Annotated in this window: 22 protein-coding genes; 6 read left to right on the top strand and 16 right to left on the bottom strand. The window is 61.3% G+C overall.

Annotated features, from left to right (window positions below; all coding sequences use genetic code 11):
- Positions 1-21: 21 nt before the first annotated feature.
- Positions 22-1,902: a potassium transporter Kup gene (locus ACQ4MM_RS02530; protein WP_431475998.1), complete on the top strand. Its 1,881-nt coding sequence runs from the start codon at positions 22-24 to the stop codon at positions 1,900-1,902.
- 98 nt (positions 1,903-2,000) lie between these two features.
- Positions 2,001-3,206, top strand: a complete 1,206-nt coding sequence (locus tag ACQ4MM_RS02525; RefSeq protein WP_431475886.1) for an FKBP-type peptidyl-prolyl cis-trans isomerase — start codon at positions 2,001-2,003, stop codon at positions 3,204-3,206.
- A 51-nt stretch (positions 3,207-3,257) separates the two neighbouring features.
- Here the strand turns inward: ACQ4MM_RS02525 and ACQ4MM_RS02520 are convergent, their stop codons facing one another.
- The 5 genes from ACQ4MM_RS02520 to ACQ4MM_RS02500 form a co-directional block, all read right to left on the bottom strand.
- Positions 3,258-3,710, bottom strand: a complete 453-nt coding sequence (locus ACQ4MM_RS02520) for a GNAT family N-acetyltransferase (RefSeq protein WP_431475885.1) — start codon at positions 3,708-3,710, stop codon at positions 3,258-3,260.
- 41 nt (positions 3,711-3,751) lie between these two features.
- Positions 3,752-4,051: a DUF4148 domain-containing protein gene (locus ACQ4MM_RS02515; RefSeq protein ID WP_431475884.1), complete on the bottom strand. Its 300-nt coding sequence runs from the start codon at positions 4,049-4,051 to the stop codon at positions 3,752-3,754.
- 55 nt (positions 4,052-4,106) lie between these two features.
- On the bottom strand, positions 4,107-4,535 hold the full coding sequence (locus ACQ4MM_RS02510) for an organic hydroperoxide resistance protein (RefSeq protein ID WP_055927128.1): 429 nt from the start codon (positions 4,533-4,535) through the stop codon (positions 4,107-4,109).
- Positions 4,536-4,688: 153 nt separating this feature from the next.
- Positions 4,689-5,207 (bottom strand): thioredoxin family protein, encoded by a 519-nt coding sequence (locus ACQ4MM_RS02505; RefSeq protein ID WP_431475883.1) that lies wholly within the window; start codon positions 5,205-5,207, stop codon positions 4,689-4,691.
- Positions 5,208-5,209: 2 nt separating this feature from the next.
- Entirely contained in the window at positions 5,210-5,911 is a 702-nt protein-coding gene (locus tag ACQ4MM_RS02500; protein ID WP_431475997.1) for a cytochrome c biogenesis CcdA family protein, read from the bottom strand.
- A gap of 153 nt (positions 5,912-6,064) precedes the next feature.
- Here ACQ4MM_RS02500 and ACQ4MM_RS02495 point away from each other — a divergent pair, with 153 nt between their 5' ends.
- Together ACQ4MM_RS02495 and ACQ4MM_RS02490 are read left to right on the top strand one after the other, a co-directional pair.
- On the top strand, positions 6,065-6,805 hold the full coding sequence (locus ACQ4MM_RS02495; RefSeq protein ID WP_431475882.1) for a response regulator: 741 nt from the start codon (positions 6,065-6,067) through the stop codon (positions 6,803-6,805).
- Positions 6,802-8,121, top strand: a complete 1,320-nt coding sequence (locus ACQ4MM_RS02490) for an ATP-binding protein (RefSeq protein ID WP_431475881.1) — start codon at positions 6,802-6,804, stop codon at positions 8,119-8,121. The genes ACQ4MM_RS02495 and ACQ4MM_RS02490 overlap by 4 nt, the downstream gene beginning before the upstream one ends.
- A 2-nt stretch (positions 8,122-8,123) precedes the next feature.
- Here the strand turns inward: ACQ4MM_RS02490 and ACQ4MM_RS02485 are convergent, their stop codons facing one another.
- The 7 genes from ACQ4MM_RS02485 to ACQ4MM_RS02455 all read right to left on the bottom strand — a co-directional run bounded on the left by ACQ4MM_RS02485 (position 8,124) and on the right by ACQ4MM_RS02455 (position 15,463).
- On the bottom strand, positions 8,124-9,131 hold the full coding sequence (locus tag ACQ4MM_RS02485; protein ID WP_431475880.1) for a histone deacetylase family protein: 1,008 nt from the start codon (positions 9,129-9,131) through the stop codon (positions 8,124-8,126).
- Positions 9,132-9,134: 3 nt separating this feature from the next.
- Positions 9,135-10,727: a glutamate--cysteine ligase gene (gene gshA / locus ACQ4MM_RS02480; protein WP_431475879.1), complete on the bottom strand. Its 1,593-nt coding sequence runs from the start codon at positions 10,725-10,727 to the stop codon at positions 9,135-9,137.
- Positions 10,728-10,837: 110 nt separating this feature from the next.
- Positions 10,838-11,668, bottom strand: coding sequence for a peptide chain release factor N(5)-glutamine methyltransferase (prmC, locus tag ACQ4MM_RS02475; protein ID WP_431475878.1), 831 nt, complete (start codon positions 11,666-11,668; stop codon positions 10,838-10,840).
- On the bottom strand, positions 11,665-12,132 hold the full coding sequence (locus ACQ4MM_RS02470) for a disulfide bond formation protein B (RefSeq protein WP_431475877.1): 468 nt from the start codon (positions 12,130-12,132) through the stop codon (positions 11,665-11,667). The genes prmC and ACQ4MM_RS02470 overlap by 4 nt, the downstream gene beginning before the upstream one ends.
- Positions 12,133-12,301: 169 nt before the next feature.
- Positions 12,302-13,378 carry a peptide chain release factor 1 gene (gene prfA, locus ACQ4MM_RS02465; RefSeq protein WP_431475876.1) on the bottom strand — a complete coding sequence of 359 codons (1,077 nt, stop codon included), beginning with the start codon at positions 13,376-13,378 and terminating at the stop codon, positions 12,302-12,304.
- A 66-nt stretch (positions 13,379-13,444) separates the two neighbouring features.
- Positions 13,445-14,719: a glutamyl-tRNA reductase gene (gene hemA / locus ACQ4MM_RS02460; RefSeq protein ID WP_431475875.1), complete on the bottom strand. Its 1,275-nt coding sequence runs from the start codon at positions 14,717-14,719 to the stop codon at positions 13,445-13,447.
- A 54-nt stretch (positions 14,720-14,773) separates the two neighbouring features.
- Entirely contained in the window at positions 14,774-15,463 is a 690-nt protein-coding gene (locus tag ACQ4MM_RS02455; RefSeq protein WP_431475874.1) for a response regulator transcription factor, read from the bottom strand.
- 206 nt (positions 15,464-15,669) lie between these two features.
- Between ACQ4MM_RS02455 and ACQ4MM_RS02450 the strand changes: the two genes are divergently transcribed.
- Positions 15,670-16,164 carry a hypothetical protein gene (locus tag ACQ4MM_RS02450; RefSeq protein WP_431475873.1) on the top strand — a complete coding sequence of 165 codons (495 nt, stop codon included), beginning with the start codon at positions 15,670-15,672 and terminating at the stop codon, positions 16,162-16,164.
- A gap of 33 nt (positions 16,165-16,197) precedes the next feature.
- On the opposite strand, the gene minE is transcribed toward ACQ4MM_RS02450, so the two are convergent.
- The 3 genes from minE to minC are packed head-to-tail and all read right to left on the bottom strand — an operon-like array spanning position 16,198 to position 18,050.
- Entirely contained in the window at positions 16,198-16,449 is a 252-nt protein-coding gene (gene minE / locus ACQ4MM_RS02445) for a cell division topological specificity factor MinE (RefSeq protein WP_055927094.1), read from the bottom strand.
- On the bottom strand, positions 16,449-17,264 hold the full coding sequence (minD, locus tag ACQ4MM_RS02440; RefSeq protein WP_431475872.1) for a septum site-determining protein MinD: 816 nt from the start codon (positions 17,262-17,264) through the stop codon (positions 16,449-16,451). Before minD ends, minE begins: the two co-directional genes overlap by 1 nt.
- A gap of 21 nt (positions 17,265-17,285) precedes the next feature.
- Complete coding sequence (minC, locus tag ACQ4MM_RS02435) at positions 17,286-18,050, bottom strand: septum site-determining protein MinC (protein ID WP_431475871.1); 765 nt, start codon at positions 18,048-18,050, stop codon at positions 17,286-17,288.
- A 459-nt stretch (positions 18,051-18,509) separates the two neighbouring features.
- On the opposite strand from minC, the gene ACQ4MM_RS02430 reads away from it, so the two are divergent.
- The gene (locus tag ACQ4MM_RS02430) at positions 18,510-18,998 is read left to right on the top strand and encodes a GNAT family N-acetyltransferase (protein WP_431475870.1); all 489 of its coding nucleotides are present in this window, start codon (positions 18,510-18,512) and stop codon (positions 18,996-18,998) included.
- On the opposite strand, the gene ACQ4MM_RS02425 is transcribed toward ACQ4MM_RS02430, so the two are convergent.
- Entirely contained in the window at positions 18,995-19,210 is a 216-nt protein-coding gene (locus ACQ4MM_RS02425) for a hypothetical protein (protein WP_431475869.1), read from the bottom strand. The two genes, ACQ4MM_RS02430 and ACQ4MM_RS02425, sit on opposite strands and share 4 nt — an antisense overlap.
- Positions 19,211-19,217 lie beyond the last annotated feature (7 nt).

The following is a 19,217-nucleotide window of genomic DNA, read 5'->3' as shown; positions in this document are numbered from 1 at the left end:
CCAAAACCAATTTTGGGTGAAATCTTGTCAGAACATAAGAAAAGCAGCGTTGCCGCGCTGACGCTGGCCGCCATCGGCATTGTCTACGGCGATATCGGTACCAGCCCCCTCTATACCCTCAAAACAGTCTTCGACCCCACCCACGGTCTGGCACTCAACCAAGCCAACCTGCTGGGCATCATCTCCCTGATCTTCTGGAGCCTGACACTGATCGTGTCGCTCAAGTACGTGCTCCTGGTACTGCGCGCCGACAACCGCGGCGAAGGCGGGATCATGGCCCTGATGGCGCTGGCGCTGAATTCGGTGCACAAGGCCGCGCCGAAGTGGCATTTCCCGCTGCTGCTGATCGGTACTTTCGGCGCCACCATGTTCTACGGCGACTCGGTGATCACGCCTGCCATTTCCGTGCTCGGTGCGATCGAGGGCCTGGAAGTCGCGGCCCCGGGGCTGAAACAGTACGTGGTGCCCTTGACCATCATCGTACTGGTCACCCTGTACTCCGTGCAGCGCCATGGCACCGCCGGCATTGGCCGCTTCTTCGGCCCGATCATGATGATCTGGTTCGCTGCGCTGGCCGTCATGGGCGCCATCAATATTGTTGAAACCCCGGCCATCCTGCATGCTCTGTGGCCGTCCCATGCACTGGTATTCATGCGCGACAACGGCTTCATCGCCTTCGTTGCGCTGGGCGCCGTGGTGCTGGCAATTACCGGCGCCGAGGCGCTGTACGCCGACATGGGCCACTTCGGCAAAAAGCCGATCCGCATGGCCTGGTTCTGGGTCTGCTTCCCTTCGCTGATATTGAACTACCTGGGCCAGGGCGCGCTGCTGATCCGCAATCCGGACGCCATTGCCAACCCATTCTTCAACCAATTGGGCGCGTGGAGCGTGTACCCGCTGGTGGTGCTATCCACCGCCGCTGCGGTGATCGCTTCGCAGGCCACGATTTCCGGTTCGTTCTCGATGACCAAGCAGGCCATCGCGCTTGGCATGCTGCCGCGCATGCGCGTGCAGCACACCTCGGCCAGCGAAATCGGCCAGATCTACATCCCGGTGGTGAACTGGCTGCAGTTGATCGTGGTGCTGATTGCCGTGATTGGCTTCCAGAGTTCGGACAACCTGGCTAGCGCCTACGGTATCGCGGTGACCGCAACCATGTTCGCGACCACCATCCTGACCTTCTTCGTGATCCGCTACCGCTGGCACCTGCCGCTGCTGGTGTGCTTTGCCGCGACCGGCTTCTTCATCGTGATGGACGTGATGCTGTTCTCGTCCTCCGCGCTGAAGCTGTTCCATGGCGGCTGGTTCCCGCTGCTGCTCGGTACCGCGCTGTTCACCGTCATGCTGACCTGGCGCACCGGCCGCGAGCTGGTGTTCAAGAACCTGGAAAAGCACGCGATTCCACTGGAAGATTTCCTGAACTCGCTGTTCATGGCGCCGCCGACCCGCGTGCCGGGCACTGCGGTGTTCCTGCGCGGCGAGAGCGATGGCGTGCCGCACGCCCTGCTGCACAACCTGTCGCACAACAAAGTGCTGCATGAGCGCGTGGTGTTCTTCACCGTGCACATCGTGGAAGAGCCTTATGTGCCGCCGTCGGAACAGGTACGCGTCGCTCCGCTGGGGCACGAGTGCTTCCAGCTGAGTATCAACTACGGTTTCAAGGACGAGCCGGACGTGCCGGCCATCATGGCCCTGTGCGAAGCACAAGGCTTGAAATTCGAAATGATGGAAACCTCGTTCTTCATCGCGCGCCAGACCGTGATCTCGTCGCCCGGAGCCGGCATGGCGCCATGGCGCGAGCACTTGTTCGTGGCCATGTCGCGCAATGCGCGCGCCGCGGCGGACTACTATCAGATCCCGCCAAACCGCGTCATCGAACTCGGCACACAAGTGGAAATTTAATTTGTAACGGAAGTAGCGTCATGTGGAGGGGGAATTAACGGTCTGCTAAACTTCTGCTCCGTTACCCCCGACTCATTTGACGAATAGGCAAGATTGAAATGAAGAACTCGATGTTCAAGGCAATCGCCACCCTGGCTTGCGCCGTGGCCCTGACGGCCTGCGGTGGTGGTTCCAATAACGAAACCACTACCCCGCTGCCACCACAGCCCACCTACACCATGGCGGCAGGTGAAGTCGTCGGGACCGGCCCCACTGCCGTGGCAAACGGCGACCTCGTGTCTTACTATGCCACCGGCTACCTGTACGACGAGACCAAGACAGACAAGAAAGGCACGCCGGCGTTCATCACTCCGCGTGCCGGAGCACCGCTCGCGGTCACCGTCGGCGTCGGCGCGGTTATTCCCGGCATCGACCAAGGCCTGGTTGGCATGAAAGTGGGCGGCAAGCGCACCTGGCTGATCCCCGCAAACATGGCATTCGGCCCGACCGGCTTCACCGACGCAAGCGGAAAAGTTCAAGTACCAGCCAACACTGCCGTGGTCTTCGACCTGGAGGTGGTTTCCTTTACGACGCTGTCGCTGGTTCCAAAGACCGACACCGTTATCGGCACCGGCGCCACTGCTGCTACCAAGAACCTGGTAACCATCAATTACGTTGGCTACCTGCGCGACGAAAGCAAGGCCGACAAGAAGGGCGCGCGGTTTGAAACCTCCAGTGCGCCGTTTTCCTTCCTGCTGAACGTCGATAGCCGTATCCAGGGCTGGGACCTGGGCATTCTCGGCATGAAAGTGGGCGGTAAGCGCACCCTGGAGATTGATTCCAGCTTGGCATGGGGCAAGGATGGTCGCAAAGATAACGCAGGGAACGTCCTTGTGCCGGCCAATACCAGTGTGGTGTACGACATCGAACTGACCGCGGTGAATGCCACGCCACCAGCACAGACCACCCAGCCTGCCTACAAGGTTATCGACGATGTGATTGGCACCGGCACCCTGGCCGCGGCCAAAGGCCACACCCTGTCGGTGCAATACACCGGCTACCTGTACAACGATAACGTGACCGACAAAAAGGGCCTGCGTTTCGATACCTCGCGTATCACCGGGACCCCGTTCTCGGTCAAGCTGGGCGAAAATAAAGTCATCCAGGGTTGGGAGACGGGCTTGCTCGGCGTGAAAGCAGGCGGCAAGCGTACCCTGATCATCCCGGCCGACCAGGCCTACGGTGGCAACGCGCAGGGCAGCAGCATTCCGGCCAATGCCCCGCTGATCTTCGAGATCGAGGTGATTTCCGTTACCGCTCCTTGAGCAGGCGGGAGCCAGGAAAAGAAAAACGGCCTGCGGGCCGTTTTTTTTTGCTCAGCGCAGCATTTCCAGGTGCGGAATGCCGTCCTCGTCATAAGGCTCGCCCACAGCCTTGAAGCCGACACTGCCATAGAACTTTTCCAAGTGGGACTGGGCGCCGATGCGGATGCGGTGGCCAGGATGCAGCGCTTCCGCATGGCGGATGCCTTCCGCGATCAACTGGCGGCCAGCGCCGCTGCCGCGCGCAGCTTGCGTGGTCAGCACACGGCCCAATGACATTTCAGGATATTTGATGCCCGGCGCAATACAGCGCAGGTAGGCGGCCAGCGTGCGCTTGCCGTCGACTGATTGCCAGCCGAGCAGGTGATGGGCGGCCTGATCGTAGCCGTCCATATCCGAGTAAAAACACTGCTGTTCGATCACGAAGACCTCTTGCCGCTGGCGCAGCATTTCGTAAAGGTCTGCGTTGGGAATGCTGTTGAAGTCCAGCCACTGCCATTCAGTCATTGGTCGCCTCGCTTGATGGGAGGCGACCATTTTATGCCAGCTTACTGCTCGATGCGGATCTCGCCATCACGCAGGGCCAAGGCCAACTCGGCTTTCACCTGGGCGCGGGTCTTGCCGCGGATCGGGGAGGCAAAATCTAGTGGATACAGTTCGCCGGTCAGGATTTCACCACGGCGCAGGGCGGCGATGGTCTCAGCCTTTACTTCCGCGCGGGTCTTGGTCGATACGAAACTGGTGTCGGCCTGGTAGCCTTCGCCGCTGTAATTGTCGGGCGGCGCTGCCTGGGCGGCAGTGGAGAGGGCCAGGGCGGCGGAAGCGATGATGGTTGCAAATGCTTTCATGATATTTCTCCTATTAAGTGGGCCCGGCCGCTTGTGTTGCCGGGCCCTTGCTTGCTTATACGATGGTCAGGGTGACGTCGATGTTGCCGCGCGTCGCGTTCGAGTACGGGCAGACGATGTGGGCGGCGTTCACCAGTTTTTCTGCGGTGGCGCGGTCTACGCCTGGCAGGGAGATCTTCAGCTCCACTTCGATGCCGAAGCCGGTCTCGATCGGGCCGATGCCGACGGTGGCATTGATCGAAGCGTCAGCCGGGACCGCGATCTTGTCGCGGCCGCCAACAAACTTCAAGGCGCCGATGAAGCAGGCCGAGTAGCCGGCCGCGAACAGTTGCTCCGGGTTGGTGCCGAACGCGCCATTGCCGCCCAGTTCTTTTGGAGTGGTCAGCTTGACGTCCAGTGCGTTGTCGCTGGAGCTGGATTTGCCTTCGCGGCCGCCGGTGGAGGTGGCGTTTGCGCGGTACAGGATGTTGGAGATCTTTGCCATGATGATGTTTCCTTTTCGTGAGTAGTGAGCGATTAACTAGCGTGCTATTTGTTTCCAGTTTCCGGGGCCTTGCTTGCTGCCCATGTGCACACTATAGATAGTGTGCGATTCAATTGCAAGCTATTTTTAAACAATTTATCGCTCATCTTGAACTCACTCGGTTTGAGCCAGCAGTTGCTGGATCCGCGCTTCGGTTTGCTCGTACTGGCCTTCACCGAAGTGGGTGTACACCACCTGGCCCTTCTTGTTGACTAAATAGAAAGCTGGCCAGTAGCGGTTGTTGTACGCGTTCCAGGTTGCGTAGCGGTTGTCCTGGGCGACTGGATAGCGTATGTCAAAGCGCTTAAGTGCGGTGCGCACATTCTCGGTCTTGCGCTCGAAAGCGTACTCCGGCGTATGGACGCCGACCACGACCAAGCCCTTGTCCTTGTACTTGTCGTGCCACTGCACGACATGGGACAGGGTGTTGATACAGTTTATGCAGTCATAGGTCCAGAAATCAACCAGTATCACCTTGCCACGCAGTTGCTTGATCGTGAGCGGCTCGCTGTTCAGCCACTGGCTGATGCCGCTGAACTCAGGGGCTTCGAACGGGGCCGTTGCCGCACTGGCGCCGGCGCTGGCACCGAGCAGGGTGGCCGCGGCAGCCAGCAATTTCAGGGTGTTCTTCATGTTCACAGTCCTTTCAGGGTTGGGAGGTGTTGGGCGGCCCAGGAATAGGCCAGGGTGTCGTATTGCAGGTAGATCGCGATGGCGGTGGCCACCACCAGCACGCCGAACACTTGCTGCAGGCGCTGGGCATGGCGGGCGACCGAACGCACGCGCTGGGTGGCGTACTGGCCGCCGTAAATAATCCCGAGCATCGGCACGGCCGCGCCGATGGCGTACAAGGTGAGCAGCAGGGCCGACCAGGCCGGGTCCTGCGCCTTCACCACCAGCACCAGGATGGACGCCAGCACGGGTCCGGCGCACGGCGTCCACACCGCACCCAGCGATATGCCAAGCAGGAAGGCGCCGCCGTTGCTGCCGTCATCTTCGCGCGGTGCGGTGCCGGCACCGCGCACCGGCAGGCGTGCGATCAGCCATTCATACGGCGCCGGCCACAGGCGGAACAGGCCGGACAAGGCCAGCAGGGCGATGGCGGTATTGCGCAGCACTTCCTGCGCCACGTCGATGGTGGCCGAGACCACGCCCAGCAGCATGGCGAAACTGGCAAAGCTCAGGATGAATCCGGCCACGATGAACAGCGGGCGGCGGCGGTTGCGCTGGTTGACGCCGGAGCCCAGCAGGATGGGCAGCATCGGCAGCACGCAAGGCGAAGCGATGGTCAGTAGGCCGGCCAGGAAGGCCAGCGGAGTATCGAGCGGGTTGGTCATGGTCAGCTCCGTGTTTTGGAATGACTCCATTGGACCGCCCGCAGGTATCTGGCATATGTCGCTGCACACCCGCCTGTGCAATGTTTTGTGTACCTGGTCCGGCTGTACACACTGGGATACAAATCTCTCCCAGGCATTGGGTATCATGGCTTCATGGAAAACCAAGACCACATCCTGATTGTTGACGACGACCGCGATATCCGCGAGTTGATCGGCGCCTACTTGCAGAAAAACGGCCTGCGCGCCTCGCTGGCAGCCAACGGCCGCCAGATGCGCGCTGTCATTGAAGAGGACACGCCGGACCTGATCGTGCTGGACCTGATGCTGCCCGGCGAAGACGGCCTGGCGCTGTGCCGCGACCTGCGGGCCGGCAAGCACAAGGCCATTCCGGTGCTGATGCTGACCGCGCGCAATGACGAAACCGATCGCATCATCGGACTCGAAATGGGGGCCGACGATTACCTGCCCAAGCCGTTCGCCGTACGCGAACTGCTGGCGCGCATCAACGCGGTGCTGCGCCGCACGCGCATGCTGCCGCCGAATATGCAGGTCAACGAGTCGGTGCCTGTGCTGGCATTCGGCGACTGGCGCCTCGATACGGTGGCGCGCCACCTGATTGACGCCGACGGCACGCAAGTGGCGCTGAGCGGCGCCGAATATCGCCTGCTGCGCGTCTTCCTCGATCATCCGCAGCGGGTGCTGACGCGCGATCAGCTCTTGAACCTGACCCAGGGCCGCAATGCCGACCAGTTCGACCGTTCGATCGACCTGCTGGTAAGCCGTGTGCGCCAGCGACTGCGCGATACGGCTCGCGAACCGCGCTACATCAAGACCTTGCGCAGTGAAGGCTATGTATTTTCCGCCAGCGTGACGTTGACGGCGGGAGAGGCATGATGCGCCTGCGCTGGCCTCGCACCCTGTTTGCGCGCCTGGCCTTGCTGCTGTGCCTTGGCGTGGCAGTGGCTCAGGGCTTGTCGTTCTGGCTCACCATGCGCGAGCGGAACGAGGCGACCACCAACATGATGATGGGCTATATCGAGCGCGAGGTCACCACTTCCGTAGCCCTGCTCGATGCCTTGCCTGCCGCGCAACGTGCGGAGTGGCTGCCGCGCCTGGCGCGCCGCAGCTATGAATTCAGGCTGGAGGAATGCGACGAATCGCTGCCGCACCTGGACGTGCTGGAAGCCAATGCGGTGCGCTCGTTTGAGGAAGGCGTCGGCAAGCAATACAAGCTGACCGTGCACCAGATTCTGGGCGAACATGAACGCTACCAGGTGCACCTGCGATTGAGCGACGGCATGCCGCTGACGATCGATTTCCGCCCCATGCGCAGCGTGCCGATGTCGCCCTGGTTTGGCGCGCTGATGGTGGCGCAGCTTGCGGTGTTTGCCTTGTGCTGCTGGCTGGCGGTGCGTCTCGCCACCCGTCCACTGGAGCAGCTGGCGCTAGCCGCCGATGCGCTGGGACCCGACATGCAGGGCGCCCACCTGGCGGAAAGCGGCCCTTCGGAAGTGGCACGTGCGGCCCGAGCTTTCAACGCCATGCAGCAGCGCATCGGCGGCTATATGGCGGAACGCATCCAGATCCTGGCATCGATCTCGCACGATTTGCAGACGCCGATTACCCGCATGCGCTTGCGGGTCGACCTGATGGACGACGAGACGCAGCAGGCGAAGCTGCGCCAGGACTTGCAGGCGATGGAGCAGCTGGTGAAGGAAGGCGTGGCATATGCACGCACCTTGCACGGCACTGCCGAGGCGCCCACCCGCATCGACCCCGATGCGCTGTTCGACAGCATGGTGCACGATTACACCGATGCAGGCCAGGACGTCACGCTGCATGGCGCGGTCGGCCACGCGATGGAATTGCGCCCGCAAGCGCTGCGCCGGGTGCTGGGCAACCTGATCGACAATGCGCTGAAATTCGGCGGCAGCGCCGAGGTGCACGTGGCGCGCGCGGACGGCGCGGGGGGGGATCGCAGCAGCATCGTGATCAAGGTGCTCGATCGCGGCCCGGGCATCCCGGAGGAGTCGCTGCAAACGGTCTTTGAGCCCTTCGTGCGGCTGGAATCCTCACGCAACCGCGAAACCGGCGGCACGGGGCTGGGCCTGGCGATTGCGCGCCAACTGGCCACCGCGATGGGCGGCAGCTTGGCGCTGCACCAGCGCGAAGGCGGCGGCCTGGAAGCGCGGCTGGCGCTGCCCGGCTAAGCCTAGGCCATGGCGCAGTCGAAGCCTTCCAGCACGTTGACGATATTGGTGCCCAGTTCGCGCCGGACCGTTCCGCCTTCCAGCTGGAACGTGGTGGGAATGCCAAGCCAGGCCAGGCGTTCGCCAAGGCGCAGGAAGTCGGCGGGCGCCAGGCCGAAGCCGCCATGCTGCTCACCGAGGAAGATGTTGCCGCCCAAGGCCACGACCAGCGCCTCCGGGCGGTACATCGACAAGCGTATGCAAGCCGTTTCCAGCGCGGCAAACCAGGCCTGCACATTGGAGCCCGGCGCCAGCGGGATGTTGACGTTATAGCCCAGGCCGGCAGCGGCGCCGGTTTCGTCGGCGTGGCCGCAGAAGTAAGGGTAGGTCTGGCGCGGGTCGCCATGGATCGACAGGCAAAGCACGTCGGCCCGTTCGTAAAATATGCCCTGCGCTCCGTTGCCGTGCTGGTAGTCGAGGTCGAGGATGGCAACCTTGGCCAGTCCGTCGTCCAGCAAGTGCTGCGCGGCCAGCGCCGCGTTATTCAGGTAGCTGTAGCCGCCGCAAAAATCGGCCCCCGCGTGGTGGCCTTGCGGCTGCGTCAGCACAAAGGTGCCGCGCTCGCCGACCCGCAAGGCATGGGCAGCGTTGACCGCGCAGTCGGCGCCGCCCTTGGCAGCACTCCAGGTGCCGGCACCGATCCCGGTGAAGGTATCCATCGAATACAGCCCGAAACGGGCGAGCAAGTCTTCCGGCTCGATATCGGTGCGCATGGTGCGTATCGCCAACTGATTGGCGGTGACGACCGGCCAGCCCACAAATTTCGCCTGCGCTTGCGATTCGCTCCATGCGTTGCGCAGGAAAGCCAGGTAGCGTGGGCTGTGCGTGCGTTCAAGCGCGGTAAGCGGCACGCTTTGCGGCGTCACGATCTGGCCCAGCCCGCGCCGCTCCAGTTCGGCCTGTACGGACCCTACCAGATGGGCCGTACCGCCGAAGTGCTGCGCGTGCTGTTCATTAAAGAAAGTGAGCAAGGGTCAGGTGCAGTGATTCGGGCACAGGTTGCTGGCGCGGTAGGCCTTGACGTAATCGTCGAAGCTGCCGGTCTGGGTGCGTTCCAGCTCCTCCTGCTCCGCGATCGAGACACGCGCCATCTCGGTGAAGCGCGCCACATCTTCCGCGCTTGGCGGATGGCTGCGGAAGTAAGCCGCATGTTTTTCGCTCTGGTGCAGGCCGAAAGCGGTGAACGACTTGCCGTTCTCGCGCAGCGCTTGCAGCACGCGTGCCGATGGTGTGACTTCAGGATCGTGCAGCTTGGCCGCCTGTGCTTCCAGCGCCGCCATGTGTTCGCGGCCGCCGTGTTCGCGGTCCAGCAATTCAGCCACCGGCTTGAAGCGCTCCAGCAGATCCAGGCCCCACTGCTTCAGAGTGACTTCCTCGCCATCGCGGGTCAGGGTCAGGCCAGGACGGCGGCCTTCCTTCACCGTGCGCGCGAAATTACGCGCCAGCAGTGCGCCATGTTCCGGCGTGATGAGCGGGCTTTCTTCCAGCGCGGTGAACAGCAGGAACACATCGAGGAAGCGGCCGGTCTGCACGTTGATGCCGACCGGCTCGAACGGGTCCACGTCCATGCAGCGCACTTCGATGTACTGCACGCCGCGGTTGCACAGCGCCTGGATCGGACGCTCGCCGGTATTGATCACGCGCTTGGGACGGATGGTCGAGTAGTACTCGTTTTCGATCTGGATCACATTGGTCGACAGCTGGACCCACTCGCCATTGATCTTGGTGCCGACCTTCGCATACGGCTCGTAAGGCTGGTTGACCGCCTTGGTCAGCGTGGCCACATAGGAATCCAGGCTGTTTTCGTGCGGATGCAGGCCGGATTGCGCCTCGTTCTGGTAACCCAGGTCGCTCATGCGCAGGCTGGTGGCATGCGGCAGGTACAGCGTGTCGCCGGACAGTTTTTCCAGTTTGTGCGGGCGGCCGCGCAGGAAGCCTTCGGCCAGCGCCGGTGAAGCGCCGAACAGGTACATCAACAGCCAGCTATAGCGGCGGAAGTTGCGGATGGTTGCCAGGTAGGCTTCCGACTGGTAGGCCTTGGGCGTGACGTGGGTCGCGCCCTCGTTCTCGGCCAGGATGCGCCACAGGCGCTCGTCCAGCGAATAGTTGTAGTGGATGCCGGCGATGCACTGCATCGCCTTGCCATAGCGCAGGGCCAGGCCGCGCCGGTATACGTGCTTCAACATGCCCAGGTTGGACTTGCCGTACCACGCGATCTCGATCTCTTCTTCGCCCGGCAATTCGCAAGGCATGGACTGGCTCCAGATCAGCTCATTGCCCAGTTTGGTGTAGCTGAAGCGGTGGATCGCATCCAGCTTTTCCAGCGTAGTCTTGATGTCGTGCTCCGCCGGGGTGATGAACTCCAGCAGGGTCTCGGCGTAATCGGTGGTGATGTGCGGGTGCGTCAGGGCCGAGCCCAGGGGCAGGGGATGGGGCGTATGCGCCAGGCGGCCATCCGCTTGCACCCGCAAGGTTTCTCGTTCAATGCCGCGCAGGCCGCCGCCCAGCACCGCACGGTGCTTATCGCCGGCCAACAAGGCCAGGCGGCGAGTCAATAGATTGGACAATTTGCTTCCTTTCCGATGCAGCAAATCAAATTGGTGCGAGATTAACCGAAAACCGAAAGGCGCGTACGATGACCGCCAAAAACGGCCCGGAAGCCGCATGTTGCCGTATTTTACCCGGGCCGGCGGCCGCCGCTGACCCGTTCGATGCCAGCCAGATCTTGCCAGCTTTGCACGTCAGTGTAACCGGATGACAACAGCAGCTCGCGTACCGCGGCTGACTGGTCGTAGCCATGTTCCATCAGCAGCCAGCTACCCGGCGCCAGTTTGGCCTGGGCGCCGGAAATGATGATGCGCAGGGCGCTCAGGCCATCCGCAAAGTCGGTCAGCGCAGCGCCAGGCTCGAAGCGCAGGTCGCCTTCCGACAGGTGGCGGTCGCCATCGGCGATATAGGGAGGGTTGGAGACGATCAGGTCGAACTGTTCGCCTTCCACCGCAGCGTACCAGTCGCTGTGCAGGAAGCGTACGTTGGCGCCATTGCGCTCGGCATTGCGCGTGGCGACGGCGAGGGCGTCCAGGCTCACGTCCAGCGCGCTAACGCTGGCGTCTGGCCGGTTGTGGGCGATGGCGACGGCGATGGCGCCGCTGCCGGTACCCATGTCCAGCACCTTGCCGCGCGGCGGCAGGCGCACCAGCGCCAGTTCCACCAGCAGTTCCGTGTCGGGACGCGGGATCAATACCGCCGGAGTGGTTTCAAAATCGAGGCCAAAAAATTCGCGCTGGCCGACGATATACGCCACCGGCTCGCCGCCATGGCGGCGCTGCAGCAGGTCCGATATACGCGCCGCTTCCTGCGCGTTCAGCACACGGTCGGATTGGGTAATCAGTGCCGTGCGGCTGATGCCGAGGGCGTGGCAGACCAGGATGCGCTGGTCGACCGGATCGAGCAGGGGCTTGCGCTGCAGGGCGCCAAGCGTGATGCCGGCCGTTACCTGGTCTTTCATGCGCGCTTGCGCAGCACCAGCCACGCGGTGACGATGGCCAGGATGCCGAACCAGATGCAGGACCACATCGGAATCACCAGGCCCAGGAATTTTTCGTTCGCGTCCTGGCACAGGCCTTCGGCGTAGAACAGCCATGGCAGGTACTCGGACGTCGGGATCTTGTTCAACATCGTTTCCATCGGATCGATGCCGCAGGACAAACCAGGGTGGGCCAGTATCCACAACTGCTTGATCGCCACGCCAGCGCCGCCCAATGCGGCCAGCAAGCCAACGCCAGCCGCGATTTTCGGCTTGGAGGTCAAGGCGCCGATCAGGGCCGCGAGGCCGATCGCGATGAACAGGTAGCGCTGGATCACGCACAGCGGGCAAGGCATCAGGTACAGCACATGCTGCAGATACATCGCCGCGCCGATCATGCCAAAGCTCACAAAGGCGATCGCCAGCAATACATTTCGGTTGCTCATCGTCATCAAGTTATCAAGGTTAAAAATCCGCCCAATTCTCGCACAAAGCGCCAGCGCAATCCTTAAGTTGCCATTATTACGGCCGAGCAAATGTCCACCATGGGGTCAGGAACGAAAGTGGACATTTTCTTGAAATGTCCACTTCTGTTCCTGACCCCATGGTGGACATTTAGTCGCCCAGGGCGGCCAGTTGTTCGGCCTGATGCTCGGTGGTCAGGGTGGTGGTCAGTTCGCCCAGGTCGCCGTCCATGATCATGTCCAGCTTGTACAGCGTGAGGTTGATGCGGTGGTCGGTCATGCGGCCCTGCGGGAAGTTATACGTGCGGATGCGTTCGCTACGGTCGCCGGAGCCGATCAGGCTCTTACGGGTGGCCGCTTCCTTCGACTGCTGCTCGCGCAGCTGCACGTCCTTGATGCGCGCTGCCAGCACCTTCATCGCCGAAGCCTTGTTTTTGTGCTGCGAGCGGTCGTCCTGGCATTCCACCACGATGCCCGATGGCAGGTGGGTGATGCGCACCGCCGAATCGGTCTTGTTGATGTGCTGCCCGCCGGCGCCGGATGCGCGGTAGGTGTCGATGCGCAAGTCGGCCGGGTTGATATGGACGTCTTCCACCTCATCCGCTTCCGGCATCACCGCCACGGTGCAGGCGGACGTGTGGATACGGCCCTGGGTTTCGGTCGCCGGCACGCGCTGCACGCGATGGCCGCCCGATTCGAACTTCAGCTTGGAGTAGGCGCCATTGCCGATAATGCGCACGATCACTTCGCGATAGCCGCCAAGGTCGCTTTCGGATGCCGACACAATCTCCACCTGCCAGCGTGAACGCTCGGCAAAGCGAGTGTACATGCGCAGCAGGTCGCCCGCGAACAGAGCCGATTCATCGCCGCCAGTACCGGCGCGGATTTCGAGGAAGATATTGCGCTCGTCGTTTTCATCCTTCGGCAGCAGCATCTTCTGCAGGTCAAGCTCCAGCCCTCCCAGGCGCGCTTTGCCGGCCTCGATTTCTTCCTGCGCGAATTCCTTCATGTCCGGATCGGACAGCATGGCTTGCGCGTCGTCGATATCGCCCAGCACCTGCAGGTAATCCTTGTATAGCGCCACCAGCGGCTGCAGCTCGCTGTGCTCGCGCGTCATCTTGCGGTAGCTGTCCATATTCGACGTGGCGCCTTCGGACATCAGCAGTTCGTCCAGTTCGACAAGGCGGTTTGCCAATTGGTCCAGCTTGGCCAGCATTGATGGTTTCATACGTTCCTGAATTCGAGGGGTAGCACGGGTAGCCGCGCAGGGGCGGCAGGAAGAAGTGTGGCGCCGCTAACGGCGGCCGCGGAACAATTGTGGCAGCAGTTCGGCCAGTTGGGCGCGCTCGTCGCCCTGCGCACGATGCAGCGCTTGCTGCGGACCGTGCATGAATTTCGCGGTCAGGCCTTTGGACAATGCCTCCAGCACAGCATCGGCCGATTCGCCCTTGGCCAGCAGCTTGCGCGCGCGTTCAAGTTCCATCAGGCGAATCGCTTCGCCGTTTTCCTGCAGGCCCTGGATCACCGGCACCACGGCGCGGTCGTCTATCCAGTGCATGAAGGACTGCACGCGGGTTTCGATAATCGCCTCGGCCTGCGCGACCGCAGCCTGGCGGTTTTCCATGCCGGTCTGCACCACCTTGCCCAGGTCATCCACGGTGTAGAGGAAGACGTCGTTCAGGCGGCCCACTTCCGGCTCGATATCGCGCGGCACGGCCAGGTCGACCATGAACATCGGTTTGTGGCGTCGCGCCTTGATGGCGCGTTCCACCATGCCCAGCCCGATCAGCGGCAGCGAAGAAGCGGTGCAGGAAATGACGATATCGTATTGCTGCAGCTGGCTACCCAGTTCGGCCAGGCGCATGGCCTTGCCGTTGAAGCGGTGCGCCAGCGCTTCGCCGCGTTCCATGGTGCGGTTGGCAACCGTGATCGATTTCGGATTCTGCGCCGCGAAGTGCGTGGCGCACAGCTCGATCATTTCACCGGCGCCGATGAACAGCACGTGCTGCTCGGAGATCTTGTCGAAGATGCGTTGCGACAGGCGCACGGCCGCCGCGGCCATCGATACGCTATGCGCGCCGATCTCGGTGGTGCTGCGCACTTCCTTCGCAACGGAGAAGCTGCGCTGGAACAGCTGGTGCAGGTAGGTGCCGAGGCCGCCCGCTTCGTCGGCAGTGCGGATCGCATCCTTGATCTGGCCCAGGATCTGGGTCTCGCCCAGCACCATTGAATCCAGGCCGGAAGCGACGCGGAAGGTATGGCGCACGGCGTCATGTTGCGGCAGCATGTACAGGTGCGGGCGCAGCTCGGCGTAATTCAGTTTGTGGAAGTCGGCCAGGAATTGCGCGCCGGCGTCGAGCGGGTGGGCGGCATTGCTGGCCGCGTACAGCTCGGTGCGATTGCAGGTGGACAGGATGGCCGCTTCGTCGCCGCCTTTCGAATCCGCGCAGGCAAACCAGTTGCGTGCGGCCGCCACCGCCGTGCCCAGCTGCTCAGGCGCGAACGCCAGCCGTTCGCGCAGCGCGACGGGTGCAGTGGTGTGGTTGAGGCCGACGGCGAGCAGTTGCATCTTGGTCCAGACGGAAGATTCCAGACGCCATTATACCTTGAGCTGGTTTCGCTCTTAGGAGCCGAGCTTTTCCAGCCGGTAGCCGTAGCTATATACCGGTACCAGGCGGAAGCCGTTTTCCGGTTTCAATTGCAGTTTATTGCGAACGCGGGAAACATGGGTATCCATGGTGCGCGACGGCACCTCGGTTTCGCGGATCCAGACCGCTTCATGGATGTAGGCGCGCGATAGCGGACGGCCAATGTTGCGGAAAAACAGCAGCGCCAGGTAAAACTCTTTGTGCGTGACATCCAGCACTTGCCCATCCATCAACAAGCGGCCAGGGCGGGTTTCGAAGACGTATTGGCCGAATTGCAATTGCTCGGCGCCATTCTGGCTCGGATAGGCAAGGCGCAACTGGGCCTGGACGCGCGCCACCAATTCGGCGCGGCGCAGCGGTTTGACCAGGAAGTCTTCGGCGCCGGCCGACAGGCCGGCCACGATATCGTCTTCGCCGGAACTGGTGGTCAGGAACATCACAGGGCCGTTTTCAGGCAGTTTTTCGCGGGCCTTGCGAATTACCTCGGCAGGATCCATATCGGTAACCTGCCAGTCAAGAATCAGCATATCGACGCTGTCCTTGCGCATATTGGCAAGCAGGTCCTTGGCCGTCTGGTAGCCATGGCAGGCATGACCAGCAGAAGTCAGGACCTGGCAGATCAGGTCCGCCTGGCTTCGGTCAGCATCAAGGACAACGATTCTCATGGTTCTTTACAGCAAAATGTTAAGAAGCAGTCACACGAATATAACAGAGTTTTACAAGAAATAGTTACCAATTTGATCAAAGATTGCCGTATGGTACTACTCTGTCGGGTGCCGTGCGAGGCTGTCCCTCTATCACACGGTACACTGCTTGGGAGGCTAGCACAATGGAACAGGTCTTATTCTGCAAGTCGAATGGGGAGCGAAACATGAAAAATGACTGGACTGTGTTGCCCTCCACCGAGGTGGATATCGATGCCGTACGCGAACGTTGCCGGCGCCTGGTACGGCGCCGCGCGGCGGTTTCGGCCGGGGTTGCGGCGGTGCCGATCCCCGGTATCGACGTCGTGTCTGACCTGCGCCTGTTCACCCAGTTGATCGACGACGTGAACCACGAATTCGGCCTGTCGCCGGACCAGATCGACCGCATGCAGCCCAAATTGAAGCTGATCGCGTACGAGGCGGTCATCAGCCTGGGCGGGATGCTGGTGGGGAAAGTCGTCACACGCGAACTGGTTGCGGTCGTGTTGAAGCGCAGCGCGGGCAAGATCGCAGCCAAACAGGCGGGCAAACTGGTGCCCATTGCCGGTCAAATTGCGTCAGCTACTATTGGTTTCTTTGCCTTCCGGCAGATAGGCTACCAGCACGTGGAAGCTTGCGCCAAGGTGGCGCGGCAGGTGATGGTTGCGGGTCAAAACCGGTAAGGCTGGGTCAGACCCAAGGGTCTGACCCCGATGTCAGGCGTCCGGCAGGACCACGTTCACATCAAGCACTTCCAGGTTACCCTGGCGGTCCAGCGAGATCTTGATATCGTCAGCCGACACCTTGGTGTACTTCGAGATCACGTCAACCAGCTCTTTGTGCAGCGCCGGCATGAAGTCCGGACCGGCGCGGCCGTTACGCTCGCGAGCAATGATGATCTGCAAGCGCTCCTTCGCCGCACTGGCCGTTTTCGGCTTGTTCTGGAACAGGAAAGAAAGCAGGGCCATTATTTAGCTCCAAAGATACGCTTCAGGAAACCAGGCTTTTCATAGTCGGTAAACTTCAGCTCAACTTCTTCGCCCAGGAAGCGCGACACCACGTCGGTGTAGGCTTCGGCCACATCGGTTCCCTTGAAGTGGATTGCCGGGTTACCCTGGTTGGAAGCATGCAGTACTTGCTCCGACTCAGGGATGATGCCGATCAAAGGAATGCGCAGAATCTCTTGCACGTCTTCAAATGACAGCATTTCGCCCGCTTCTACGCGCTTCGGCGAGTAACGGGTGATCAACAGGTGTTCCTTGACCGGCTCGCCGCCGGACAGCGCGCGGCGCGACTTGGCCTGGATGATGCCCAGGATGCGGTCGGAGTCACGCACTGACGACACTTCCGGGTTGGTCACGATCAGGGCTTCGTCGGCGAAGGTCAGCGCCATCAGGGCGCCGTGTTCGATACCAGCCGGCGAGTCGCAGATGATGTACTCGAACTCCATCTTGATCAGCTCAGCCAGCACGCCTTCCACGCCGTCTTCAGTCAGGGCATCCTTGTCGCGGGTCTGGGACGCCGGCAGGATGTACAGGTTCTCGCAGTGCTTGTCCTTGATCAGGGCCTGGTTCAGGGTTGCTTCTTTATGCACCACGTTGATCAGGTCATACACAACGCGTCGTTCGCAACCCATGATCAGGTCCAGGTTGCGCAAGCCGACGTCAAAGTCGATGACGACGGTTTTGTGGCCGCGCATGGCGAGGCCGGTGGAGAAGCTGGCGCTGGAAGTCGTTTTGCCGACACCGCCCTTGCCGGACGTAACTACAATAATTCGTGCCACAAAGAATCCTTTACTGAACTGTTATTTTGCGGAATTGACAGATTGTATATCCAGACTCTCGCCGTTCAGCCGGATTTGTACCGGCTTGCGCGCGTTTTCGGTCGGGAAACCATCTTCAAAAGTACGATAAACACCAGCGATTGAGACCAGTTCAGGGCTCATCGCCATAGCGAAAATACGGGCCGAGGTGTCGCCGGAGGCGCCTGCCAGGGCACGGCCGTTCAGAGTGTTGTAAACGTGAATACTGCCATCCGCGATGATCTCGGCGCCGTTATTGACGACTGCCATCACGATCAGGTCGCCGCCGCGCGCATAGATGCGCTGGCCGGCACGGACCGGGGTGTCGATGATCATGGTACCGCCGAAAGCTGGTGCCGCCGGTGCCGCTGCTTTGGCAGGAACCGGGGCCGGCGCAGGGGCCGGAGCTGGCGCTGGTTTGGAGGCAGGGATCGGCGCTTCTTCGCGCTTGCCGCTGTCCAGTTGCAGGCCGTGTTGCTGGATTTCTTCCACCATCTCCGGCTTGGCGTTGCGCACAGCCACCGGATTCAGGCAGTATTTTTTCAGGAGGGCGATAGTTGCCGCCCAGTCAATACGTTCGCAGCCTGGCGCCAGGTCGCCGACGTCGATGACGGCCAAGTCGCCTTCGAAGAAATCGGAAACGCCGCCGGTCATCTCATGCATGGCGGCGTCGAGGGCGACCAGATCGCTCGTGTACATGATGGCGGACACGGCGACGACGGTGGAAATCTTGATCTCGATAGGCTTCTGGAACGTACTCTTAGGCATAACAATCGCAAAGTAACGGGCTGGGCCCAGGCTGGGTGCATTGTACTTTGCTTAAGCTTGCTTGGGGAGGGGAGCCCAGTGTTTATGCGGCCTGCAGGCCTAAATGTTCGACGAACGGTTTGAAATCCCTGCCGCTATAGAGCAGTGCATAGTGCGATTCGATGCAGCGCGTCGCGATCAGGGTGTCGACGGTTTTCCTGATTGTGACCCCTAGAGACCGCAACTGCCGAAAGTTGCTGGCCGCCTGAATTGCAATCTCGACACCTCCGATGTCGACAATTTCTAGTGTCAGAAGTAACTTTTAGCTTGGTTGAAATCGCGTTGACGCTGGAGCTGTTATGCCTGACCGCTGCCAACCGGTTAGTATTTGCCAATTCAACAATGGAAGGCTAGCCATGGATAACCGCGCGCGCTTTGCAGCGTTGGCAGAAAACTTTGCCGGTGAGGAGGTACCAATTAGTGCTTGAAATCGAATTGCTTCAGCTCACGCGTGAGGAATTGCTTGGCTGGGCGAAATCGGAACCTGCCGATCATTTCACCGGCACGCCGGAAGGCGCGCTTCCACCGCCGCATGTTGCCGACCGCGCGTTGAAGCAACAGGAAGCCGGGGTGCCTGCTTTCTGGTGTTCGCCGTTCCTGATCGTAGCCCGGAGCGAGCGCACCATCCTTGGTGGATGCACCTTTAAAGGCATGCCGTCGAATGGCGACGTTGAAATAGCATATGGAGTTGCCAAGCCTATGCGCGGCCGCGGCATTGCAAGTGCCGCCGTAGCTCAGCTCTTGAAGTTGGCGGCAGCGGATCGCTCGGTGCGGCAGGTTGTCGCAGAGATCCTCCCGTCAAACATCGGCTCGTCGAAAGTTGTATCGCGCCTGGGTTTCACGGAGCGTGAGACTCTCGTCGACACGGACGGCGAAACAGTGGTGCGTTGGATCTATTCTGTTTCCTAGTACAGTCCAAATAGCCGTCCGAACATGCCGGCCATCATGATTGTTAGTCCAACCAGCCAGCGAGTCGTAATTGCGTGTTCCTTGCGCAGCGACTCGAAACCTATGTCCATATGCTCACGCAAGGATTCGATCGCGCCATAGAGCCTGTCGATATCTTTTTGCATGCTAGTCACCTCTGTCTCTACTTTGGCAATTCGCTCGCGGTTATCCATATTGCCT

Source organism: Massilia eburnea (assembly GCF_050709955.1).
GTDB lineage: Bacteria > Pseudomonadota > Gammaproteobacteria > Burkholderiales > Burkholderiaceae_D > Rugamonas > Rugamonas eburnea_A.
The sequence above is the reverse complement of the archived record's forward strand: the minus strand, read 5'-3'. Positions and strand labels throughout refer to the sequence as shown.